Genomic DNA, 22,311 nt, shown 5'->3' on the forward strand with positions numbered 1-22,311 from the left:
CCAGCCTCTTTTCTTTTACTTAACGTGACTTGCTAACTCTTCTTGAGCTTTTTTATTTGATTCTTCTTTTTCTTTTTCCCATTTTTCCAATGCTTTTTGATAATCAGCCACTGTTAAGACCTTATCTTGAAGCTCCATTCCCTTAAATACATAGGTATCGCCCTTGATACCTACATAAGAGTAGGCTTTGGTAAATGGTACGACCTTTTGAACCGTTGGTGAAGCGCCTGCAGAAATAGATGGGATCACAATAGAACTATCTGTTAACCAAGCCTGCGCTGCTGCATATTTCGTATAGCGAGCATTGGTATCTTGCTTTTCTGCATCTGCCTGATCCAAAAGCGCTTTGTAGTCCGTTAAACCAACCTTGGAAGCAAGGTCTTGGTTTTGGCCTTTTGTCAGACCAATATTGTCCAAGATATCCCCTGTCTCTGGGTTAAAGATATTCAGATAAGTCACTGGATCTTGGTAGTCTGCTGACCAACCAGACATGTTGAGGTCATAGTCCTTTTGGGCAGCTGTTTCTGCGAAGTAAGTAGAGTTATCAAAATCGTCTGATGACATTTGATGTACGTCAATCACAACGTTTTCTTGGCCTAGAGCTGCCTCAACAGATTGTTTGAAGGAATTGGTCCGCTGCACCATGATTTTATCAGTTTGGTCAACTGGTACATCTAGATGAATTGGGAATTCAACTCCCTGGGCTTGCAAAGCTTCTTTAGCTTTAGCAAATTCTGCCTTGGCCTTTTCTGGGTTGTAAATGCTATCTTGGGCATCAGCTAATTTGACACCTTGCCATTCATCGCCATAAGAAGCCAACTGTGATTCAACGACATCCGAGAAGTCCTTGCCATCTACTTGCACAAAACTAGGAGGCACAAGCAAGCTTCTGATAATTTTCGTTGCTCCTTCATTACCATTCATCTGGGCACCAAAGGATTTACGGTCAAAAGCGAAGTTAATTGCTTGGCGGAAGTCTTTATTTTGAATTGCTTCTTTGCTGGCAGCTTTTTGGGCATCTGTCTTAGAAGTGTGGCTATAAGCCAGACGATTCAAGTTAAAGGCATAGAAATAGCTAGTTGAGTTTTGTGGAGTAAAAATGATGTTGTCTTTGTATTTCTTTTCTACTGATGCGTAGTTTGAGCTAGTCGGATAGAGACGAGCTTGTGTGTAAGCACCATCAGTAAAGTTACGGATCAATGACTCTTGGTCAGAACCATCATAGTAAGTCAGCTTGACATCTTCGATCTTCACATTATCCTTGTCCCAATAGTTTTGGTTTTTAGAATATTCGATAACAGACTTAGAAGTAAATGACTTTAATACATATGGACCATTGTAGAGGATACCGGAAGGTTTCACGGTACCAAAGTCCTTGCCTTCTTTCTTCAGAAATTCTTCGTTAATTGGGAAGAGAATGCCCATCGTTGTCTTAGAATTCCAGTAGCTTTCTGGCTGATTCAGGGTGTATTGGACTGTATAATCGTCGATTGCCTTGACACCTACAGTAGAGAAATCATTGCTTTCTCCTTTGATATAAGCATCTAATCCCTTGATAGAGTTTTGCACGATTGGTAATGCTTCCGATTTTTCATCTGCAGCGTGCTTGAGCCCTGTTACAAAGTCTTGTGCCTTGACAGCAGCATATTCTTCACCTTCTGCTGTGTACCATTTAGCGTCCTTACGCAACTTATAAGTATAAGTTAGGCCATCTTTAGACACAGTCCAGTCTTCAGCCAATGAAGGGATAAGATTCCCATATTGATCATTTTCTAAAAGACCGTCGACCAAATTGGCAATAACGTCAGAAGTGGAGGAGCGATTGGAGTTTACATAATCCAATGTATCTGGATCTGTATTATAGACATAAGAATATGTCTTTGCCGAGCTGGTGCTTGACTTGCCACAAGCAGCTAAGAATAGCGCTGATGCTGCAACCAAACCAGTAATAGCCAACCATTTAGATTTTTTCATGAGCAAATCTCCTTCTTTAGATTATGTATTATTATACATCATTTCCAGACAAAAACAAGTCTTATTTAAGAAAATTTTAAAATTCTATGCATTTTTCTTATTTTTATTGAAACAAAGTATAGGAAAATTTTTATGCATTTTCATATATTTTCATAAACATGCAGAAAATCTTATAAATAAAAATTTGTTCAATATTTTACAAGGATTCTTGAATAGGATTATCAAAAATATCGGCTTTTTTATGTTACAATAGATTTATTACTAATCTAGGGGAAAGAAATGAAAAAACTTTTTGTATTCTTACTGCTATTCTTTGGCCTGATTGCCAAGCCTGTTCTGGCAGATGACTATGAAATTGCCGCTAAAAGCGCCATTGCTGTCGATGCAAACTCAGGAAAAATCCTCTATGAAAAGGAGGCTACAAGCCCACTAGAAGTCGGTGCTATTACTAACATTTTGACTGCTTATCTGGTTTACGAAGCCATTGCTAATGGCAAACTGAGCCTAGAAACTGAGGTTGATATTTCTGATTATGCTTACCAGCTGACAGTAAATCCCTCTATCGCGAACCTACCTCTGGAAGCGCGACGCTACAAGGTAAAGGACTTGCTGAATGCCTCTCTTTTGGCCAGTGCCAACAGCGCCACTATCGCTCTGGCAGAAAAAGTTGGTGGAAGCGAGGAAAATTTTGTCAAGATGATGAAAGCTAAACTCAAGGAATGGAATATCTCTGATGCAACCATTGTAAATGCTACTGGTACGGATATTCGTTTACTAGATGGTTCGCTAGAAACTACCAATACCGAAGAAGAGGCAGCGGAGAATTCTAAAAGCAAGAAAAAACAAGAGACTGTCAATAAGTTCAGTGCTTATGATATAGCTGTGATTGCCTCACATCTGATCGATGACTACCCAGAGGTCCTTGGCATCACTTCCAAATCTCATGTGAATTTTGCAGGAATCCAACTAGAAAATCCCAACTTAATGTTGGAAGGCTCTCCTAGTTTTCGGACAGGAGTGAAAGGCTTGAAGACAGGAGGATCTGAGCAGAGTGGTGTTTCATTTGTCGGTGTGACAAGTGAAAAAGGGATGCGATTGATCACAGTCGTTTTAGGAGTCGCACAGGAAGATAACGACCCTAATACCCGTTTTGGCGTTACATCTAGTCTAATGACCTACGTTACGCAAAATTTTTCTCCGACAGTCTTGGTCAAAAAAGGCGAACGATATAATAACTCACAAGTAGCTGTTAGAGACAGCCAAGAGGATAAGGTCGCTGCAGTTGCTAGTGAGGACTTGGTAATCTTAGAACGGATAGCCAATCAGGCTGAACATAAAGTCACCTTTACTCCAAGTCCACAGGAGCTGCAGGCACCCTTGAAAAAGGGTAGTGTAGTGGGCACTCTCACTTATACAGATTCTGAGCCAATCGGTCAGGGCTACATCGAAAATAAGAAAACTTCTATTTCTATGATTACAGAAAAAAAGGTTGAAAAAGCTATCATTTTCAAAGTCTGGTGGAACGATTTCATCCGCTTTGTCAATGAGAAGTTATAAAAGAAATACCGCGAATCAATTGATTCGCGGTATTTCTATAGTCGTAAACGTTTAAAGTAATCAAAAAAAAGTTCTTTGAGGGATAATTAGCAATATAGTATTCTGCTACTGTTTAACAGGTCCTCTGAATTTTTTAAACACTTTGCTTAAGCAAAGATTTATTCACAATTAAAAAGAGGCCAACGCCTCTTTTTATCCAACAGACCCTTCCATTTCATAGCTGATGAGACGGTTCAACTCAACAGCGTATTCCATTGGCAGTTCCTTGGTGAAGGGCTCGACAAAGCCCATGACAATCATTTCTGTTGCTTCGGATTCCGATAGGCCACGGCTCATGAGGTAGTAGAGCTGCTCCTCTGAAATCTTAGAAACCTTAGCTTCATGTTCCAAAGCCACTTGCGAGTTGTGAATTTCATTAAATGGAATAGTATCTGATGCTGACAAGTCATCCATGATAATGGTATCACACTCGATGTGAGAAACAGATTTCTTAGAGTTCTTGTTAAAGGTTACTTGTCCACGGTAGTCAACCTTTCCTCCACCTTTAGCGATGGATTTAGAAACGATAGACGAGCTTGTATGTGGAGCGTTGTGGATCATCTTAGCACCCGTGTCTTGGTGTTGCCCAGCATTAGCAAAGGCGATAGAGAGCATGGTACCACGCGCTCCTTCTCCATCTAGATAAACAGATGGGTATTTCATGGTTGTTTTAGCACCCAAGTTACCATCAATCCACTCAACTGTTGCATCCTTCATAGCCCGCGCTCGTTTGGTTACAAGGTTGTAGACATTATCTGACCAGTTTTGAATCGTCGTATAGCGCATATAGGCACCGTCAAGGGCAAAGATTTCGACAATAGCCGCATGTAAGCTGTTACTTGAATAAGTAGGCGCTGTACATCCTTCTACGTAGTGAACACTTGCTCCCTCATCAACGATAATCAAAGTCCGTTCAAACTGACCGGAATTTTCATTGTTGATACGGAAGTAGGTTTGAAGCGGAATGTCTACCTTAACACCTTTTGGCACATAGATAAAGGTACCACCAGACCAGACGGCGGAGTTGAGAGCTGCTAGCTTGTTATCTGTCGGCGGAACCAACTTAGCAAAATACTGCTTGAAAAGCTCTGGATATTCCTTAAGAGCTGAGTCGGTATCCGTAAAGACGATCCCAAGCTTTTGGAACTCTTCCTTCATATTGTGGTAGACCACTTCGGACTCATACTGGGCAGCTGCACCAGCAAGGTAAGCTCGCTCCGCTTCTGGGATCCCAATCCGCTCAAAGGTTTCCTTGATCTTCTCAGGCACTTCATCCCAGCTTCTAGCTGGCTTATCAGAGGCCTTTTGGTAATAAATCAAGTCATCAAAATTAATTTCTGACAAATCTGGGCCCCAAGTCTGCATCGGCATTTTCTTGAAAACCTCGTAGGACTTAAGGCGGAAATCCAACATCCATTCTGGTTCATTCTTGGCTGCAGAGAGCTCGCGAATAACCGCTTCATTCAGCCCTTTCCCTGTCGAGAGAACAGGCTCAACATCGTCATGGAAACCAAACTTGTACTCACCAAGATCAATTGGTTTTGGTTCTACTCTTTCTTCTGACATAATTTCCTTTCACATTCTTACTTTTTATCTTCTTCAATTGCTCGCTTGAGGGCATTCCAACCCAAGGTCGCACACTTAATCCGCTGCGGGAATTTGGCAACGCCAGCTAAAAAGGCTCCATCTCCCAATTCTTTCTGGCGACTGTCTTCTTGGCCCTGAACCATCTGCGAGAAGACTTCTGCTAATTCCAGCGCCTGCTTTTTTGTCTTGCCCAGAACCGCATCCGTCATCATGCTGGCCGAAGCCGTTGAGATGGTACAGCCGGAATTCACAAAGGCAATATCCTCAATCTGATTTTCAGCATTAAACTTCACAGACAGGCTGATGACATCACCGCAGGTCGGATTATTGAGGACTACCTGCTCCACATCTTCCAGTTTCCCATGGTGATGGGGGTGAGCCGAGTGGTCCGTCACAACCGCCTTGTAAAGACTGTCTAACTTAGAAAGCGCCATTGAAAAACTCCTTTGTCTTTTCTAAAGCATCTACCAGCTTGTCACAATCTGCATAGGTATTGTAGATATAAAAGCTGGCACGCACAGTCGCTGGCACCTGTAGATAGGTGAGCAAAGGCTGGGCACAATGGTGACCCGCCCGAACAGCTACTCCTTCGTAGTCCAGAGCTGTCGCGACATCATGCGGATGGAGACTATCCAGATTAAAGGCAATCACGCCTGAGCGTTGAGCCAAATCCTGAGAGCCATAAATGGTCAAACCTTCCACTGCCTGAAGCTTAGGAAATACGTAGGCAATCAGGTCCTGCTCATGCTGAGCAATGGCATCCATCCCCAAGTCTTCCAAATAATCAATGGCCGCCGCAAGACCGATTGCTCCTGCCATATTTGGCGTTCCGGCCTCAAACTTCCAAGGTAGTTCCTTCCATGTCGCCTCCTGCTCATAGACGAAATCAATCATCTCGCCACCGAATTCGACTGGCGACATCTGCTCCAGCAGCTCTTCCTTGCCATAGAGAACGCCGATTCCAGTAGGTCCGGCCATCTTATGTCCCGAAAAGGCGAAGAAGTCCACATCCAAATCCTGTACATCAATCTTCATGTGCGGAATGGATTGAGCCCCGTCTACCACCAAAAGCGCTCCTTGCTGATGAACCAACTGGGCAATCTCCTTGATGGGATTGATGATACCGAGAACATTAGAAGCATGAGCCAGAGAGACAAACTTGGTCCGCTCATTGAGCTTGGCACGGAAATCCTCCATATCCAGAGCACCATCTTTGAGATAAACATAGACCAACTTGGCTCCTGTCTTCCTACAAGCTTCCTGCCAAGGAATGACATTGGAATGGTGCTCCATGATAGAGATCATCACTTCATCACCAGGCTGCAGCCTTTCAGCCGCAAACTGAGCCACCCAGTTAAGTCCTGTCGTGGTTCCTCGTGTAAAGAGAACTTGTCTGCTAGAAGCTGCATTGATAAAAGACCGAACTCTTTCTCTAGCTGCTTCATAGGCTGCTGTCGCCCGCTCGGCTAGCGTATGCACACCGCGGTGGACATTGGCATTGTCTCTAAGATAGTAGTTTTCAATAGCTGCCAGCACCTGCTTAGGTTTCTGAGTTGTCGCCGCATTGTCCAAATAAACCAAAGGCTCATCATTGACAATTTGGTCCAAAATGGGAAAATCTTGCTTGATTGCTTCTGCATTAAATCCAGACATGAAGACTCCTATCTAACTAATACGGGACAAGGCCCAGCTTTTTATCTTTTTGCGAGAATAATATCGATATTTTCAATCATTTCATCACGGACTTCCTTAACAGGGATTTCTACTATCACTGACCCTAAGAAACCGCGCACGACCAAGCGCTCTGCCGTTGCCTTATCAAGACCCCGACTCATGAGGTAATACATATCTTCTGGATCCACCTGACCGATAGAAGCCGCGTGACCAGCTGTCACATCGTTTTCATCAATCAAGAGGATGGGGTTAGCATCTGAGCGCGCTTGGTCAGACAGCATGAGAACCCGGCTTTCCTGCTGGGCATCTGCACCCTTAGCACCCTTGATAATATGGCCGATACCATTAAAGGTCAGAGTCCCTTTTTCCAGGATAACCCCGTGCTGCAGGATATTTCCGATAGAGTTGCAGCCATAGTTAGTTACGCGGGTGTCAATTCCCTGAACCTGCTTGCCACTTGAGAGCGCCACTACTTTCATATCCGCATGGCTTCCATTACCGTAAAGGTCGCTATCAAAGTCAGCCACGACATTGCCTTCGTTCATAACGCCGATAGCCCAGTCAATCATGGCATCATTATCCAGCTTGCCACGACGACTGATATAAGCCGTGACATTTTCGCCCAAACGATCAATAGCTGAAAACTTAATCTGAGCGCCCGCCTGAGCAATAACTTCGACAGTGATATTGGCTGTTACTGGAACAGAGTCCTCGCCGTAAGTTTCCAAACGTTCCAAGTAGCTAACCTTTGAATGCTTGCCCGCGATAATCAAAATATGCTTGTTAAAAGGAACATCGCTTTCGCTATCCTGATAAAAAATTCCTTCAATCGGCTGGTCAATCTCAACATTGTCCGGTACATAAAGAAGCGCACCACTGTTGAAGTAGGCTGTATGGTAAGCTGCTAATTTGTCCTCGTCATACTTGACTGCAGACATAAAATGCTTCTCTACCAGCTCTGGTATCTCTTCCAAAGCTGTGTGGAAATCTGTGAAGATCACACCTTGCTCTGCTAAATCAGCCGGCAATTGCTCAAGGACAGTTTGGGTTCCCATTTGGATAAACTTGAGATTGTCTCCAAGAGCCGTGAAATCTGGCACATTGGTCAAAGGCTCGCTGTCAGAAAGTCGTCCGTCTCCCAGATTCCAGCGATGGAACTTAACCCGCTCAATAACTGGCAAATCCAGTTGGTCCATCTTGTCAAAAGCCTGCTGACGGAGATCAGCCAACCATACTGGTTCTGCGTGAACTTGTGAAAATTCGTGAATTAATTCTTTCGTCATGTCATTCTCCTATCTTTTATCAAAGTCAAAAGAATGTTTGACTAGACTTCTTCAGTATAGTTGAAGCCCAACTCTTCAGCCAATTTGGCATAGCCTTCTTTTTCCAAGCGAACTGCCAATTCTGGACCGCCAGAAAGAACAACTTTCCCCTCCATCATGACATGAACTACATCTGGAGTGATATAGTTGAGCAGGCGTTGGTAGTGGGTGATGATCATAGCGCCAAAGCCCTCTCCGCGCATAGCGTTGACTCCTTTAGAAACGACCTTAAGCGCATCGATATCCAGACCTGAGTCAATCTCGTCTAAGAGCGCAAAGGTTGGCTCTAGCATGAGTAACTGCAGGATTTCGTTGCGTTTTTTCTCACCACCTGAGAAGCCTTCATTAAGGTAGCGCTCAGCCATCTCTTCCTTCATGTTGAGCAGTTCCATCTTTTCATCTAGTTTAGTAATGAAGTCGCGGACAGAGATTTTTTCATCGTCTTCCTTGCCAGCATTCATGGCCGCACGGAGAAACTCTGCATTGGTAATACCAGGAATTTCACTAGGATACTGCATCGCAAGGAAGAGTCCCATGCGAGCCCGTTCATCCACTTCTAGCTCCAAGATATTAACCCCATCAAAAAGCACCTCTCCTTGAGTCACTTCGTAGTTAGGATTGCCCATAATGGCTGCAGACAAGGTAGATTTCCCTGTTCCATTTGGGCCCATGATCGCTGCAACTTCTCCCGTTTTCAGAGTAAGATTTACCCCTTTGAGAATTTTTTTCCCTTCAATTTCAACATGAAGATCTTTTATTTCTAAGACAGACATTTCTTTTTCCTTTCTTTGCTTAGCTGATTTACATACTTTAGTATACCAAAAAAAAGCCCAAAAGGCTTTTATTTTGTTTAGAACTATTCTTGTTTGTGTTTCTTTTGGTATCTCTTCTCTCGAACTTCTTCTCGATAAGAAGAGTTTCCAATAAAGCGCAGGATATTGAGCAGAGGCGTCCTCTGTGGACCCAGAACACCTATTAGTTCTACCAAGAGTTCGACACCTAGCAGAAGTCCAACTACGAGGAGGAGTCCACCGATGCGAGTCGATACATTTAGCAGGAGGGAAATCATTGAGAAAATCATCGAAATTCCATAGATAACCAGAACCGTTCCCCGATGTGTCAATCCTAAGGACAAGAGCCTATGGTGAAGGTGGTGGCGGTCAGGCTGGTAAAATTTCTGACCTGACAAAGTCCGACGAACGATTGCTAAAAAGGTATCTGTAATTGGTACACCCAAGATAATCATAGGCGTGACAATCGCTACCGCCGTCGCATTTTTCAAGCCTTGTAGAGACAGGACCGAAATCATAAAACCGATGAAAAGAGCCCCCGTATCCCCGCCATATATAATGGCTGGATGATAATTGTAAGGAAAGAAGCCAGCAATAGACGCTACTAAGACCAAGATTGTCAAAGTCAGGAATAAATTATGACCCGGCAAGAAAAAGTAGGAAACAATACCCATGGTTAGCAAGGAAATAATGGAGACCCCGCTAACAAGGCCGTCTAAACCATCCATGAGATTGACTGCATTAGTAATAGAGACAATCCAGAGAATGGTCAAAATAAAAGATAGCCAAGGTGGGAAAAAGAGATGGGGACCACCAAAAGGAATCTTAAAATCATCCAATCGGAAATCCGTCAGCCACCAAATCAGGCAGGCAGCCAGCACAATCCCCCCTAACTTCATCAAAGGACTTAATTCTTTAATATCGTCGATAAGCCCCGTCAGGGCAACAATCAAGCCCCCCAACACAACCGGCCAAATATAGTCAAAATAAGTCTGTTCAAAAAAAGTGACGCCAACAATCTGCGGCATGAAGACCAAAGTTGCCAAGGTAAAAGCCGCTACAACCGCCAGACCGCCTGCACTCGGCATGGGCTTTTTATTGATTCGTCGAGCATTAGGATAGTCGACTGCATCCATTTTAAAAGCCAAGAGGCGAACGAGGGGAGTCAGCAAAACTCCGACAAAAAATGTTGCTAGTAGCACCAAAATGAATTTCAATGGAAAAGCAATCATACGCATTCAACTTTCTGCAACTGTTGGATGGCTTCTGTCACCAAAAGCAGACGCCCGTGTTCTTGTAGGACAGAACGTGTAATATCTGTATCCTCAGCAAATTCACGCATTTTAGCCAGTAACCAAGCTGGATAAAGAGCAGGTTGATCTTCCAAATCTACCAAAATAGTCAGGTAGTAGGCAGAGTCATATTTATAAAGTTCTGATAGGTCTATTGGGTAGTCAACCGTTTTGGCGAAAGAAACTGCACTCTGCAAATCAGTAAATGACAAAATATAGTAGACATAACGGTCTAGATTTTCTTCCCTATCTTCTGAAGAATCTACAGAGGCCTCCTGATCAGCCTCTGCTGCTTCTAAAGATTTGACCGCCTCAAGGTCATCCTTACTCTTTTCAAAGATGTTTTTTTCCAAAGTCTTTAAGAATTCATCTGGCGACATCTGGCTGAGCTCATCCATATCCGGTAGATTTCCCAAATCTTCAAAATTCAAATTCTTATCAATCTTGGATCTCGTCACAAAGACATCCAACTTGTCTGGCTTAGGCGTCACTCGAAAGCTGAGCATGCCACTGTCTAAAAAGCTTTCCGGCATTTCCAACTCATCCAAAATAGTATAGAAAAATTCTTCTGTTTTTTCTTGGGGCACTAGGAAATCTGCAATTTCCATTCCGTGTTCTTCCAAATCTTCCAACTGGATGGTGATTTTAATCGTCGAATCATTAATCTGTTTCACTTCCATCTCATCAACCTCATACTTTCATAGTCTTTCTATTATACTAAAATTCTAAACTTATTTCAAAAAAATAACTGGTCAAATAAGAAAAGGCTGGGAAAATTCCCCAAGCCTTGATTAGCCAATAATAACCTTAATCAGACCGTAAACCAACAGCAAAACTCCGAGTCCGATCCGATATTTACCAAAGATTGTAAAGTCATGATTCTTGACATAGTCTGTCAGGAAGCGAATCACATAAAGACTGACTCCGAAAGCCACTCCCATCGCTACCAATAAAAGGAATAATTGATCGAAACCTAAAGAATTACCCTTGATAATAAATTTCAGGATTTTCAGCCCACTTGCACCAAACATGATTGGAATCCCCAAGTAGAAAGTAAACTCTGTCACAACTGGTCGGCTGACACCATTCAAGAGACCACCGACAATGGTCGCACCTGAACGGCTGGTTCCTGGAAAGAGGGACAAGACTTGGAAAAGACCGATATAAAGAGCTGTTTGATAAGGAAGTCTGCTCAATTCTGTAACAGTCGGTTCCACCTGCTCTCGTTTTTCCAGATAGATAAAGGCAGCCCCGTAGATAATCAGCATGATTGCGACGGATACCAGATTATAAAAATGTGCTTCAAACCAATCGTCTAGGAAAAGACCGATGATTGCAGCTGGCAAAGCAGCAACGACTACCTTGGCCCAGAGCTGCCATGTCAGCTGAATTTGACGAGCTGTTTTCCCTGGTTTAAAAGGGTTGAGCTTATCAAAATAAATCACCACAACCGCCAAGATGGCTCCCAGTTGAATGACTACATTGAACATTTCCATGAAGGCTGGATTTTCATTTTTATACTTGATAAAATCTTGAATCAGAATCAAGTGGCCGGTACTCGAAATGGGTAGCCACTCTGTAATTCCTTCAACAATTCCATAAATAATGGACTTTAAAATTTCAATAATAAACATAGATAACTCCTAAAACAACTTTAGCATTTATTATACCACATATTGGAGGAGAGGAAAAGCTTTCTCAAGGGCTTTAGCAAGCTTTTTATCAAAAGGCTCCGCCACCTCCGCCTCCACCGCCACCAGAGAAGCCACCTCCTGCTCCGCCTCCTGATGAAACAGAAAAATGACTGGCCGTCGAGGCAATGTGTCCATAATTTGAAAAACTATGGGAACTTGCGTAGAAAATAGGATGAAGATTATATTGTAGATAAGTATTCATAGACGCGTTTTCCAAGGAAATCTGACGCAGCTTCATGACCCGACTAACCCGATCCGCATAACCAAATAGGGTAGCATAGACCAAAAGTCGGTTCCACAGGACAATGCCCTCCACCTCGGTATCATATAGGCGAGCGATGTAGCGTAGCATATTCGCAAAGCTATTCCAGAGATAGAAATCATGGGCTCCCTCATCGCTCAAGACACCATCCCGCTGATATAACTGCAAGGCTCTGCCCAGCAGAACGGTCAACACCGAAGCGACAGCTGCAAGTGGAAGATAAGACCAAATAAAACCGTCTAGCTTGATCAAATAGACAAAAAATGTCAAGAGAGTCAAGCCAAAAGCAAGGAAACTTGCCATTAGAGCCAACCACAAGAGAAGCTTTTCTCCTCGTTTCAAAGGACGATAGTGATCCAGCAAGTTTAGCTCCCGAATCTCCTTTAATACTTGCTCAGACAAAAGGTTTAAATCAGTTGAAAAGCGATTTTTTATTCGATTTCCAATTTGGCGGATTCGTGCTTCATCTGTTGATTTTTTATTTTTATAAAGATCTTCTGAAATCTGATAAGATTCAAACAAGTCTGCTACAGCTGCCTGTTTATGGTCACCAAATGCCATCTGTAAGAATTGACCTTCAAACTCTGACAAACCTTTTTTAGAAGTTGGTTTCAAGATTGGCTTGTCTGCAGTTCCTAAAAGCTCGATATAGCCTCGATCCATCAAATCCAGCAAGGTCGCCTGCACCAAATTTTCAAATTTCAAATGCGCCCGTCCGCCACTGGTCGGATCGACTTCCCTCATATCCACAGCAAAGATATTGGCCGCTACAATGAGAGGAGCCAGATCTTGCGGAGCTTCATAGAGGCGAGCGTCTTTAGGAAAAGCTTGGCTAGGATGAATCTTAATCCGAAAAATCAGATAAAATATCCCCGAAAGCATGAGCAAAACCAAACCCAAAAGAGGCAGATAAACTTCCCCCAAGCGATGATAAAACTGGCTCTTAGCTACAATCTCTTTCTCAACTGCTTGAAAAGTCTGTAGATAGTTGGTTGCTTTTGGATCCTCTGCTGCTTGATGCAGAGCTTGGCGATGCCAATATCCATGCAGTTCGACCTTCTTCCTGCTAGGCAAATGAGATAGCTGTATCCGATAATCACCTCGGTCCCTATTTATAGTAGCCGATTGGCCAAAATAACCTGTATGAACATACATGTCCGTTAAGGTCCAAGTTCCCAGGCCCCAAACCTTAATCGTCACATTTTGCAGCTCTTCTTCCCAATCACTGATTGGAGTCCATTTGAGCTCTGCAATATCTTTATGGAGGAAAAGAAGATTGGTCAGGTTCCATGTGACTGTTACTTTGACCGTGTCTCCCTCTTTACCTGCATTGTAAATCTTAACCTCGTAGCCATCTCCTAAATCTGTGACTCGTGGCTCAAAGTCATACTTTACGACTCCATTCGTTTTCACAGAAACTTTTGGATCTGAATCAATAGCAAAGCCTTCTGGCATCTTTCCTGCTGATCCTAAGGAGACCATCTGGCCATTGTAATCATCATCAAAATGATAGGTCACCTCTTCTGTATAGGTGGCTGTATTATCGGCGTGGATCTCCAAATCTCCTTGATATGACTGGATTTGATAGTCTAAAGCTGACACCGTTCCAGCAAAAAATAAACTCAAAAAAAGAATAAAAACCCCTAACAAGTACCTTTTCATAAACCAAAGTCCTTTTCTAAATCTTTATCCTATTATAGCATTTTTCTCAAGTAAGGGCTTACCAGGATTGAAAAGTCGGATATTTTTCGGTAGAATAGAAAGAACTATTTTAGAAGGACTAGGAGAGAATATGAAAAAATTCATTTTAACCTTATTGACAGCCCTCCTCGTCTGTCTGGGAACCCTTACCGTAGCTCAGGCGGATGATTATCTTAGAATTGGGATGGAAGCGGCCTATGCCCCTTTCAACTGGACCCAAGATGATGATTCAAATGGTGCTGTTAAAATCGAAGGAACAAATCAGTATGCCAATGGCTACGATGTCCAAGTTGCCAAGAAGATTGCTCAGGAAATGGGCAAGGAACCTCTAGTTGTGAAAACTTCTTGGAACGGACTGATTCCAGCCTTGACCTCTGGTAAAATCGATATGATTATCGCTGGTATGAGCCCAACTGCCGAACGGAAAAAAGAAATCGCCTTTTCTAACAGCTACTATACTAGTGAGCCTGTTATGCTGGTTCGAAAAGACGGCAACTACGCCAATGCCAAGACCCTCAAAGACTTCAAAGATGCTAAAATCACCTCTCAGCAAGGTGTCTATCTTTACAATCTGATTTCTCAGTTGCCTGGAGCTAAGCAAGAAACAGCTATGGGAGATTTCGCCCAAATGCGCCAAGCTCTAGAATCTGGTGTTATTGACGGTTACATCTCTGAACGTCCCGAAGCTCTGACAGCTGAAGCTGCCAACTCTAAGTTCAAGATGATTCAATTCAAAGAGGGCTTTGAGGTTGGCGAAGAGGATGCTTCCATCGCCGTCGGTATGCGTAAAGACGACAGTCGAATCGAGCAAGCTAATGCAGCTATCGCTAAACTCTCAACGGATGACCAAGTCCAGCTGATGGATCAAATGATTAAGAATCAGCCTGTAGATACTGACACCGACGATGCTGAAGACACATTCTTCAATAAAGTTTTTAAGATTTGGAAGGAAAATTGGCCACAATTCTTACGCGGAGCTGGTTTGACCTTGCTCATTTCCATTACAGGGACAATCGCTGGCCTCTTTATTGGCTTGTTGATTGGGGTCTATCGGACAGCGCCCATTTCAAAAAATAAGGCTCTAGCCTTCCTGCAAAAACTATTCGGTTGGTTCCTCAATGTTTACATTGAAATCTTCCGTGGTACACCTATGATTGTACAATCCATGGTTATCTACTATGGAACAGCTCAGGCTTTTGGCATTTCGATTGACCGGACAGCTGCAGCCATCTTCATCGTTTCTATCAATACTGGCGCTTACATGAGTGAAATTGTCCGCGGTGGTATCTTTGCCGTTGATAAAGGACAATTCGAAGCGGCTACTGCGCTCGGAATGACCCATGGCCAAACCATGCGCAAAGTCGTCCTCCCACAGGTGGTCCGCAATATTCTGCCTGCGACGGGGAATGAATTTGTCATCAATATCAAGGATACATCTGTCCTCAATGTTATCTCCGTGGTGGAGCTCTACTTCTCAGGAAATACTATTGCTACTCAGACTTATCAGTATTTCCAAACCTTCACTATTATCGCAGTTATTTACTTTGTCTTGACCTTTACCGTCACTCGAATCCTACGTTTCATCGAGCAGAAATTTGACACAGATCATTACACAACAGGTGCCAACCAAATGCAGACGGGAGAATTGAAACAATGACCGAAACAATTTTAGAAATTAAAAATCTCAAAAAATCCTATGGAGAGAATCAAGTCTTGAAAGACATTTCTCTGACTGTCCACAAGGGCGAGGTTATCTCCATTATCGGAAGTTCAGGTAGCGGAAAATCAACCTTTCTCCGCTCCATCAACCTCCTAGAAACACCTACTGCTGGCGAAATTCTCTACCGCGGAAAAAATGTCTTGGACGAAAACTACGACCTGACTCACTACCGCGAAAAATTAGGCATGGTATTCCAAAGTTTCAATCTTTTTGAAAATCTCAATGTGCTGGAAAACACCATCGTAGCTCAGACAACCGTGCTCAAAAGAGAGCGTGCTGAAGCAGAAAAGATTGCCAAAGAAAATCTGGAAAAGGTGGGCATGGGAGAGCTCTACTGGCAAGCCAAGCCTAAACAACTCTCAGGTGGACAAAAGCAGCGGGTTGCCATTGCACGTGCGCTTTCCATGAATCCTGATGCCATCCTTTTCGATGAACCAACTTCAGCTCTTGACCCAGAAATGGTTGGCGAAGTCCTGAAAATCATGAAAGAATTGGCTAAAGAAGGTCTGACTATGATTGTCGTGACCCACGAAATGGAATTTGCCCGCGATGTTTCCAGCCGTGTCATCTTTATGGATAAGGGCGTCATCGCAGAAGAAGGCACTCCACAAGAATTCTTTACCAATCCTAAAGAAGAACGAACCAAGGAATTCCTACATCGCTTCTTGAAATAAACAATCAAGCAAACAAACAAGACGGAAAAAGATACATCCGCCTTGTTTTTTTATTCGCAAAATAAAAAAGCGGGTTTCCCCACTTTCCGAAGATTAGTCTTCAAACTTTTCATGATTCTTATCGTAGAAATCAATCAAGCCAAGAGCTGTTTCAAAAGAAATATTCTTTACTTTTGCACGTCCTTGAGCAAGAGCAATAATTGACATTTCACGCGCGTTTGTTTCTTTACTAATACGGTAACCTGTAATTTTTTTGTCACGAACCCATCCAACGACTGACTCTACTTTTTCAAAATTTGATTTAGCCATTTCTTACTCCTCTCTAACTTATTTCGAATACTAATATAATGGTTTTTATACAGTTTGTCAACTTAGAAAAACCAAAACAAACAAATTAAATAATTCTGAATATTCTATATTTATTTAGCTTTGAGGGCTGAAAGGATCTGGGTGCGAATACTCTCCACTCCATCAGGATTTGCTGGAAGGAAGATCGTGTTATTTCCTTGCTTATCTGCAAAATTATTCAAGGTATCTAGATACTGGTTAGTCAAGAGGATGGACATAATTTGTTCTTCTGTCAACTCAACATTGGCGCCTTTAAGCTCCTTAATTGAGTCTGCTAAGCCGTCTACGATTGCTTTCCGCTGCTCTGCTATACCGACCCCATGAAGACGGTCTTTCTCAGCCTCGGCTTCTGCAGCAGTTACAATTTTAATCTTATCTGCTTCTGCCAATTCCTGAGCTGCCACGCGCTTGCGTTGAGCCGCGTTGATTTCGTTCATAGACTGTTTAACTTCTGCATCTGGCTCAACCTTGGTAATCAAGGTCTTGACAATGATGTAGCCATAAGTCGACATTTCTTCAGCTACCTGTTTTTGGACTTCTAGGGCGATCTCATCTTTCTTTTCAAAGAGCTCGTCCAAGGTTAGCTTAGGAACAGAGGAACGCAGAGCATCTTCGATATAAGACTTGATCTGCGCTTCTGGCCGCATGAGTTTATAGTAAGCATCTGTGACATTGTGTTCATTTACCCGATACTGGGTCGCCACATTCATGGTCACAAAGACATTATCCTGAGTCTTGGTCTCAACAATAATGTCGCTTTGTAGCAAACGCAACTGAACACGAGCGGCGATTTTGTCAATTCCCAAAGGCAAACGGACATTCATCCCACTTGTACTAGTCTTGTGGTAACGACCAAAACGCTCAATGATGGCAACAGATTGCTGGCGCACGACATAAAGCGAGCTAAATGCCAATAGACCACAAAGAAGAAGAAAAATGAGAAAGAAGAAAAAGAAATTCAGTAACATAAGCGCATCTCCTTAATTTAATATAGTATATTCTAGCACAGTCCTCACTCACTTGCAATTAAAAAGTGGGATTTTGCTAAAATATTTTTAGGATCAGACTAACATATTATAAAGCGTTTCATTTCCGTTTAGATTGATGAAGGAAGGATCAAAATGTTCGATTCGATTGATCAGGCCTGCATAGTCATGTTTATTGGCCAGAGCAATCCCAATCAGGACTGGTCCGGTTCCTTTGCTGGCTCGCTTGATGTATTCAAATCGAGTGATGTCATCATTTGGCCCTAAAATATCATTTACAAATTCACGTAAGGCACCAGGCCGCTGCGGGAAATTTACTACAAAATAATGCTTGATGCCATCATAAATGAGGGCACGCTCTTCCATTTCAGGCATACGGTTAATATCATTATTTCCTCCCGAAATGATACAGCAGACAGTTTTTCCTTTGATATATTCTCGCAACACTTCCAAGGCCGCCACGCTAGCTGCACCAGCAGGCTCTGCGATGATTCCCTGTTTAGAATAAAGATCAATCAAGGTTTCTGAAATCAAGCCTTCATCAACCCCGATAAGTGTTTCTACATTCTTCTTCGTTGCTTCATAAGTAGAGGCCCCTACCTTTTGGACTGCGATACCGTCCGCAAATTTGTCAATTTCATTGAGTTTTACAGGACCGCCTGCTTCAAAAGCTGCTCTCATACTGCGGGCTCCATTGGCCTCTACCCCGATCACTTCAATTTGTGGCTGGCTTTCCTTGATGTAAGTGGATACTCCTGCGATGAGACCACCGCCTCCTACTGGTACCAAGACCAAGTCTAAATCGATGGACTCCCGAGCTGTATCTTCTAGGATTTCATAAGCAACCGTTCCCTGACCTGCTTGGACATGAGCATCATCAAAAGGATCGATGAAAGTCCGATTTTCCATCCGAGTGAATTCCATAGCCGCCCGAGCAGAAGCATCAAAAGTATCTCCTACTAGCTTAATCGTAACAAAATCGCCACCAAAGAAACGAACCTGTCCAATTTTTTGTTGAGGAGTTGTGATAGGCATAAAAATAGTCGCTGGGATTTTCATTTCATTACAAGTGTATGCAACACCCTGAGCGTGGTTTCCCGCAGAAGCGCAGACAACCCCACGTTCTCGCTCTTCCTTGCTCAACTGAGAAATAGCATAATAAGCACCACGGATTTTGAAAGAACGAACACGTTGGGCATTTTCCTTTTTAAGATAAATTTTTGCCCCGTACTTCTCTGACAAGTAATGATCATAATCAAGCGGTGTATTGACAACAACATCTTTTAACACCTTATGAGCACGGACGATATCTTTTGCTGTTAACATTCCTTTTCCTTTCCAAATGAGGTAAACAAACTCAGCTGGGATTCCAGCTGAGTTTTCCACACAATCTTAGTTGTAGATCTTGAAGGCATCGTCGTCGTTTTTACCAACGAATGGCATTGCTTTACGCAATTCCGCACCGACTTTTTCAATTTCAAGGTTAGCTGCTTGTTCACGGTAAGCAGTGAGTTTTGGACGTCCAGCTTTATAGTCATTTACAAAGTCATTTGCAAATTTACCATTTTGGATATCTGCAAGAACTGCTTTCATGTTTTCTTTGACTTGCTCAGTAATCACACGTGGACCTGATACATAGTCACCATATTCAGCAGTGTTTGAAATAGATTGACGCATTTTCTTGAATCCACCTTCATAGATCAAGTCCACAATCAGTTTCATTTCGTGCAGCACTTCAAAGTAAGCTAATTCTGGTGCGTAGCCTGCTTCTGTCAAGACTTCAAAACCTGCTTCGATCAGGGCAGTCAAACCACCACAAAGTACAGCCTGTTCACCAAACAAATCTTCTTCAGTTTCTTCTTTATAAGTTGTTTCAAGCAAACCAACACGAGCTGCACCAACACCTTTACACCAGTCCATCGCGATGTCTTTGGCATTTCCAGTTGCATCTTGATATACCGCGTAAAGAGCTGGAACACCGAAGCCTTCTTCAAAAGTACGACGAACCAAGTGACCAGGACCTTTTGGTGCACACATGAAGACATCTACATCTGCAGGCACTTTGATAAATTCGAAGTGGATATTGAAACCATGAGCAAATCCAACGGCATTTCCAGCTTCCAAGTTAGGAGCGATTTCTGTTTCGTAAAGTTCTTGTTGGATTTCATCTGGAGCCAAAATCATGATAACATCAGCCAATTTAGCAGCTTCTGCTACTGTGTATGTATCAAAGCCATCTTCTTTAGCCTTGTCAAATGACTTACCAGGACGAACACCGATAATCACATCATGACCTGTATCACGCAAGTTTTGTGCATGAGCATGACCTTGTGAACCATAACCGATAACGGCGATCTTTTTACCGTCAAGTGCTGCTACTTTTACATCTTTTTCGTATTCCATTGTTACTGCCATAATGTTTACTCTCTTTTCTATTTTTATTGCCTCTTAGGCTGGTTTAACAAATTAAAGGTTTCGTTTAATCACGGGTAAAGCCAGTTGCCCCAGTCCGTGCGATATTTCGAATGCCGTAAGGACGGATGACTCGTAAGAGCGCTTCGCTCTTTTCTGCATCGCCCGTCATCTGGATAGTGATTGAGCTTGGCGCCACATCGACTACCGTTGCCCGGAAAGGCTGGATAATGGCCAAGATTTCTGCACGCTTTGCAACAGGTGCCGATACCTTGATCAAAATAACTTCTCGCTCTAGATGAGGATGATCTGTAATATCTCGCACTCGAATCACATCAATTTGGCGATTGAGCTGCTTGATAATCTGCTCCACTTCATTGAGGGAATTTACATCAATGATAATGGTAATCCGAGAGACATTTTCATCCTCGGTCGCACCGACAGAGATACTCTCGATATTGACCTGACGTCTGGAAAGCACACCAGTGAAGCGGTTCAGAACACCTGAACGATTTTGGAGTTTAGCTGTCAACATTCTACGCATGGAACTTCACCCCCAACATCTCATGATTGCTCTTGCCAGCCGGCACCATTGGAAGCACGTGCTCCTTGCGGGAAATATCTACCTCGATAAACATCGGTATGTCGTCTTTCAGGACTTCCAAATCTTGAGCAATGGTCTCTGGATTATCAAATTTATAGGATTTGACACCATAAGCCTGAGCCATCAGCTGAAAATCTGGCAAACTGTCAAAGACTGACTCGGAGGTACGACCATCATAGAAGGCTTCCTGCCACTGACGAACCATCCCCAACGAATGATTATTGAGCATGATAACCTTAATCGGAATCTTGTAGATATTAAGGATGGCCATCTCTTGATTGGTCATCTGGTAGCCACCGTCTCCAACGAAGAGAACTACTTCCTTATCTGGATTGGCAATCTTAGCCCCAATCGCTGCTGGAACACCAAAGCCCATGGTTCCAAGACCACCAGACGTAACTAACTGACGTTCGTTTCGATAAGGATAATACTGGGCTGTCCACATCTGGTGCTGGCCGACGTCCGTTACCACAATGGCATCGCCCTTGGTCAACTCCCCCACGCGCTCAATAACAGCCTGAGGTTGGACAACTCGTTCCTTCTTATCATAGGAGCGCACCCGCTCCTTGTCTCGTGTCACCTTTTCTATCCACTTGCTGGTATTGTTGTGCACTTGCTCTTCTTCAAGCAACATTTGCAAAGCTTTCTTGGCATCTCCTACAATAGGAATATCCACGCTGATGATCTTGCCAATTTCTGCTGGATCGATATCAATGTGGGCCACCTTAGCACTTTTAGCAAAGGTCTTAGGATTACCAGTCAGGCGGTCATCAAAACGACATCCAATGCTAATCATGAAGTCTGCTTCCGTCATCGCAATATTAGCCGCGAAAGAACCATGCATGCCACCCATACCCAAGAACAAAGGATGATCTGTCGCAATCGTTCCCTGCCCCAACAACGAGGTCACTACTGGAATCTGATACCGCTCTGCAAAAGCAACCATCTCCGCTGCTGCCCCTGCATAGCTAATACCACCACCAGAAAGAAGAACAGGTTTTTTAGCCTTGGAAAGCTGTTTAAGAATCTTCTTAATCTGTAATTCATTAGGCTCAATTGTTGGTTGATAGCTTGGCAGATGCAACTGAGTGTCATAGATAAAGTCCGTATCCAGAGCTGAGACATCCTTTGGCAAATCAATAACGACTGGCCCTGGACGACCTGTGGTCGCAATATGAATAGCCTCCGTAATGATTCTTGGTATGTCTGCCGTCTCCCGTACCTGATAATTGTACTTAGTGATGGGAGTAGTAATACCGACAATGTCGGCTTCTTGAAAGGCATCCTTACCAATGCCTGGCGTCGCTACCTGCCCAGTAAAAACCAAAAGGGGAACACTGTCACTCATCGCGTCGGCGATCCCAGTAATGGCATTGGTTGCCCCCGGACCACTGGTTACAACGGCCACACCAATTTTCCCAGTAGACTTAGCGTAGCCTTCTGCTTCATGAACACACCCCTGCTCATGGCGACCAAGAATATGGCGGATACCTTTAAAGCTATAAATAGCATCATAGAGGGGCAAGACTGCACCACCAGGATAGCCAAAAATAGTATCAACACCAAGATTTTTCAAGGTTTCCAAGACCAGCTGCGAGCCGGACTTAGGAGTTTCTAATTGGATTCTTTCCATATTTCCCCTTTCATTTATTTACAATTTTCTAAAAATTCAAA

General features: G+C 43.2%; 19 protein-coding genes. 3 read left to right on the forward strand and 16 right to left on the reverse strand.

All coding sequences use genetic code 11. The annotated features are described in order from the left end of the window. Nucleotides 1-15 precede the first annotated feature (15 nt). Complete coding sequence (locus HMPREF9960_RS06160) at nucleotides 16-1,974, reverse strand: peptide ABC transporter substrate-binding protein (RefSeq protein ID WP_005591774.1); 1,959 nt, start codon at nucleotides 1,972-1,974, stop codon at nucleotides 16-18. A 279-nt stretch (nucleotides 1,975-2,253) separates the two neighbouring features. On the opposite strand from HMPREF9960_RS06160, the gene pbp3 reads away from it, so the two are divergent. Beyond that, nucleotides 2,254-3,531, forward strand: a complete 1,278-nt coding sequence (pbp3, locus tag HMPREF9960_RS06165; protein ID WP_005591772.1) for a D-alanyl-D-alanine carboxypeptidase PBP3 — start codon at nucleotides 2,254-2,256, stop codon at nucleotides 3,529-3,531. 192 nt (nucleotides 3,532-3,723) lie between these two features. Here pbp3 and sufB read toward each other — a convergent pair whose 3' ends face one another. The 9 genes from sufB to HMPREF9960_RS06210 all read right to left on the reverse strand — a co-directional run bounded on the left by sufB (nucleotide 3,724) and on the right by HMPREF9960_RS06210 (nucleotide 13,818). Beyond that, nucleotides 3,724-5,136, reverse strand: a complete 1,413-nt coding sequence (gene sufB / locus HMPREF9960_RS06170; protein WP_005591771.1) for a Fe-S cluster assembly protein SufB — start codon at nucleotides 5,134-5,136, stop codon at nucleotides 3,724-3,726. A 17-nt stretch (nucleotides 5,137-5,153) separates the two neighbouring features. Then, a complete protein-coding gene (sufU, locus tag HMPREF9960_RS06175; protein WP_005591770.1) occupies nucleotides 5,154-5,591 on the reverse strand; it encodes a Fe-S cluster assembly sulfur transfer protein SufU in 438 nt (145 codons plus the stop codon). Next, the gene (locus tag HMPREF9960_RS06180) at nucleotides 5,578-6,810 is read right to left on the reverse strand and encodes a cysteine desulfurase (RefSeq protein WP_005591769.1); all 1,233 of its coding nucleotides are present in this window, start codon (nucleotides 6,808-6,810) and stop codon (nucleotides 5,578-5,580) included. The genes sufU and HMPREF9960_RS06180 overlap by 14 nt, the downstream gene beginning before the upstream one ends. A gap of 41 nt (nucleotides 6,811-6,851) precedes the next feature. Continuing rightward, nucleotides 6,852-8,114, reverse strand: a complete 1,263-nt coding sequence (gene sufD / locus HMPREF9960_RS06185) for a Fe-S cluster assembly protein SufD (protein WP_005591768.1) — start codon at nucleotides 8,112-8,114, stop codon at nucleotides 6,852-6,854. Nucleotides 8,115-8,155: 41 nt separating this feature from the next. Then, entirely contained in the window at nucleotides 8,156-8,926 is a 771-nt protein-coding gene (sufC, locus tag HMPREF9960_RS06190) for a Fe-S cluster assembly ATPase SufC (RefSeq protein WP_005591767.1), read from the reverse strand. A gap of 83 nt (nucleotides 8,927-9,009) precedes the next feature. After that, nucleotides 9,010-10,182 carry a glycosyltransferase family 4 protein gene (locus HMPREF9960_RS06195; protein ID WP_005591766.1) on the reverse strand — a complete coding sequence of 391 codons (1,173 nt, stop codon included), beginning with the start codon at nucleotides 10,180-10,182 and terminating at the stop codon, nucleotides 9,010-9,012. Continuing rightward, nucleotides 10,173-10,916 (reverse strand): adaptor protein MecA, encoded by a 744-nt coding sequence (gene mecA / locus HMPREF9960_RS06200; RefSeq protein WP_005591765.1) that lies wholly within the window; start codon nucleotides 10,914-10,916, stop codon nucleotides 10,173-10,175. Before mecA ends, HMPREF9960_RS06195 begins: the two co-directional genes overlap by 10 nt. Nucleotides 10,917-11,027: 111 nt before the next feature. Further along, a complete protein-coding gene (locus HMPREF9960_RS06205; protein WP_005591764.1) occupies nucleotides 11,028-11,870 on the reverse strand; it encodes an undecaprenyl-diphosphate phosphatase in 843 nt (280 codons plus the stop codon). An 88-nt stretch (nucleotides 11,871-11,958) separates the two neighbouring features. Then, entirely contained in the window at nucleotides 11,959-13,818 is a 1,860-nt protein-coding gene (locus HMPREF9960_RS06210; protein WP_231913450.1) for a DUF2207 domain-containing protein, read from the reverse strand. A 166-nt stretch (nucleotides 13,819-13,984) separates the two neighbouring features. On the opposite strand from HMPREF9960_RS06210, the gene HMPREF9960_RS06215 reads away from it, so the two are divergent. Then, nucleotides 13,985-15,550, forward strand: a complete 1,566-nt coding sequence (locus HMPREF9960_RS06215; protein ID WP_005592314.1) for an ABC transporter substrate-binding protein/permease — start codon at nucleotides 13,985-13,987, stop codon at nucleotides 15,548-15,550. Further along, entirely contained in the window at nucleotides 15,547-16,287 is a 741-nt protein-coding gene (locus tag HMPREF9960_RS06220; protein WP_005591761.1) for an amino acid ABC transporter ATP-binding protein, read from the forward strand. Before HMPREF9960_RS06215 ends, HMPREF9960_RS06220 begins: the two co-directional genes overlap by 4 nt. A 93-nt stretch (nucleotides 16,288-16,380) precedes the next feature. On the opposite strand, the gene HMPREF9960_RS06225 is transcribed toward HMPREF9960_RS06220, so the two are convergent. The 6 genes from HMPREF9960_RS06225 to HMPREF9960_RS06250 all read right to left on the reverse strand — a co-directional run bounded on the left by HMPREF9960_RS06225 (nucleotide 16,381) and on the right by HMPREF9960_RS06250 (nucleotide 22,270). Next, on the reverse strand, nucleotides 16,381-16,596 hold the full coding sequence (locus HMPREF9960_RS06225) for a capsule biosynthesis transcriptional regulator (protein WP_001130035.1): 216 nt from the start codon (nucleotides 16,594-16,596) through the stop codon (nucleotides 16,381-16,383). Between the two features lie 110 nt (nucleotides 16,597-16,706). Continuing rightward, a complete protein-coding gene (locus tag HMPREF9960_RS06230) occupies nucleotides 16,707-17,603 on the reverse strand; it encodes an SPFH domain-containing protein (protein WP_005591760.1) in 897 nt (298 codons plus the stop codon). Nucleotides 17,604-17,696: 93 nt separating this feature from the next. Then, entirely contained in the window at nucleotides 17,697-18,947 is a 1,251-nt protein-coding gene (gene ilvA / locus HMPREF9960_RS06235; protein ID WP_037586260.1) for a threonine ammonia-lyase IlvA, read from the reverse strand. A 66-nt stretch (nucleotides 18,948-19,013) separates the two neighbouring features. Then, nucleotides 19,014-20,036: a ketol-acid reductoisomerase gene (gene ilvC, locus HMPREF9960_RS06240; RefSeq protein ID WP_005591758.1), complete on the reverse strand. Its 1,023-nt coding sequence runs from the start codon at nucleotides 20,034-20,036 to the stop codon at nucleotides 19,014-19,016. A gap of 64 nt (nucleotides 20,037-20,100) precedes the next feature. After that, nucleotides 20,101-20,577 carry an acetolactate synthase small subunit gene (ilvN, locus tag HMPREF9960_RS06245; protein WP_005591757.1) on the reverse strand — a complete coding sequence of 159 codons (477 nt, stop codon included), beginning with the start codon at nucleotides 20,575-20,577 and terminating at the stop codon, nucleotides 20,101-20,103. Then, entirely contained in the window at nucleotides 20,570-22,270 is a 1,701-nt protein-coding gene (locus tag HMPREF9960_RS06250; RefSeq protein ID WP_005591756.1) for an acetolactate synthase large subunit, read from the reverse strand. Before HMPREF9960_RS06250 ends, ilvN begins: the two co-directional genes overlap by 8 nt. Nucleotides 22,271-22,311 lie beyond the last annotated feature (41 nt).

It is taken from the genome of Streptococcus cristatus ATCC 51100 (genome assembly GCF_000222765.1).
Taxonomy (GTDB): Bacteria; Bacillota; Bacilli; order Lactobacillales; family Streptococcaceae; genus Streptococcus; species Streptococcus cristatus.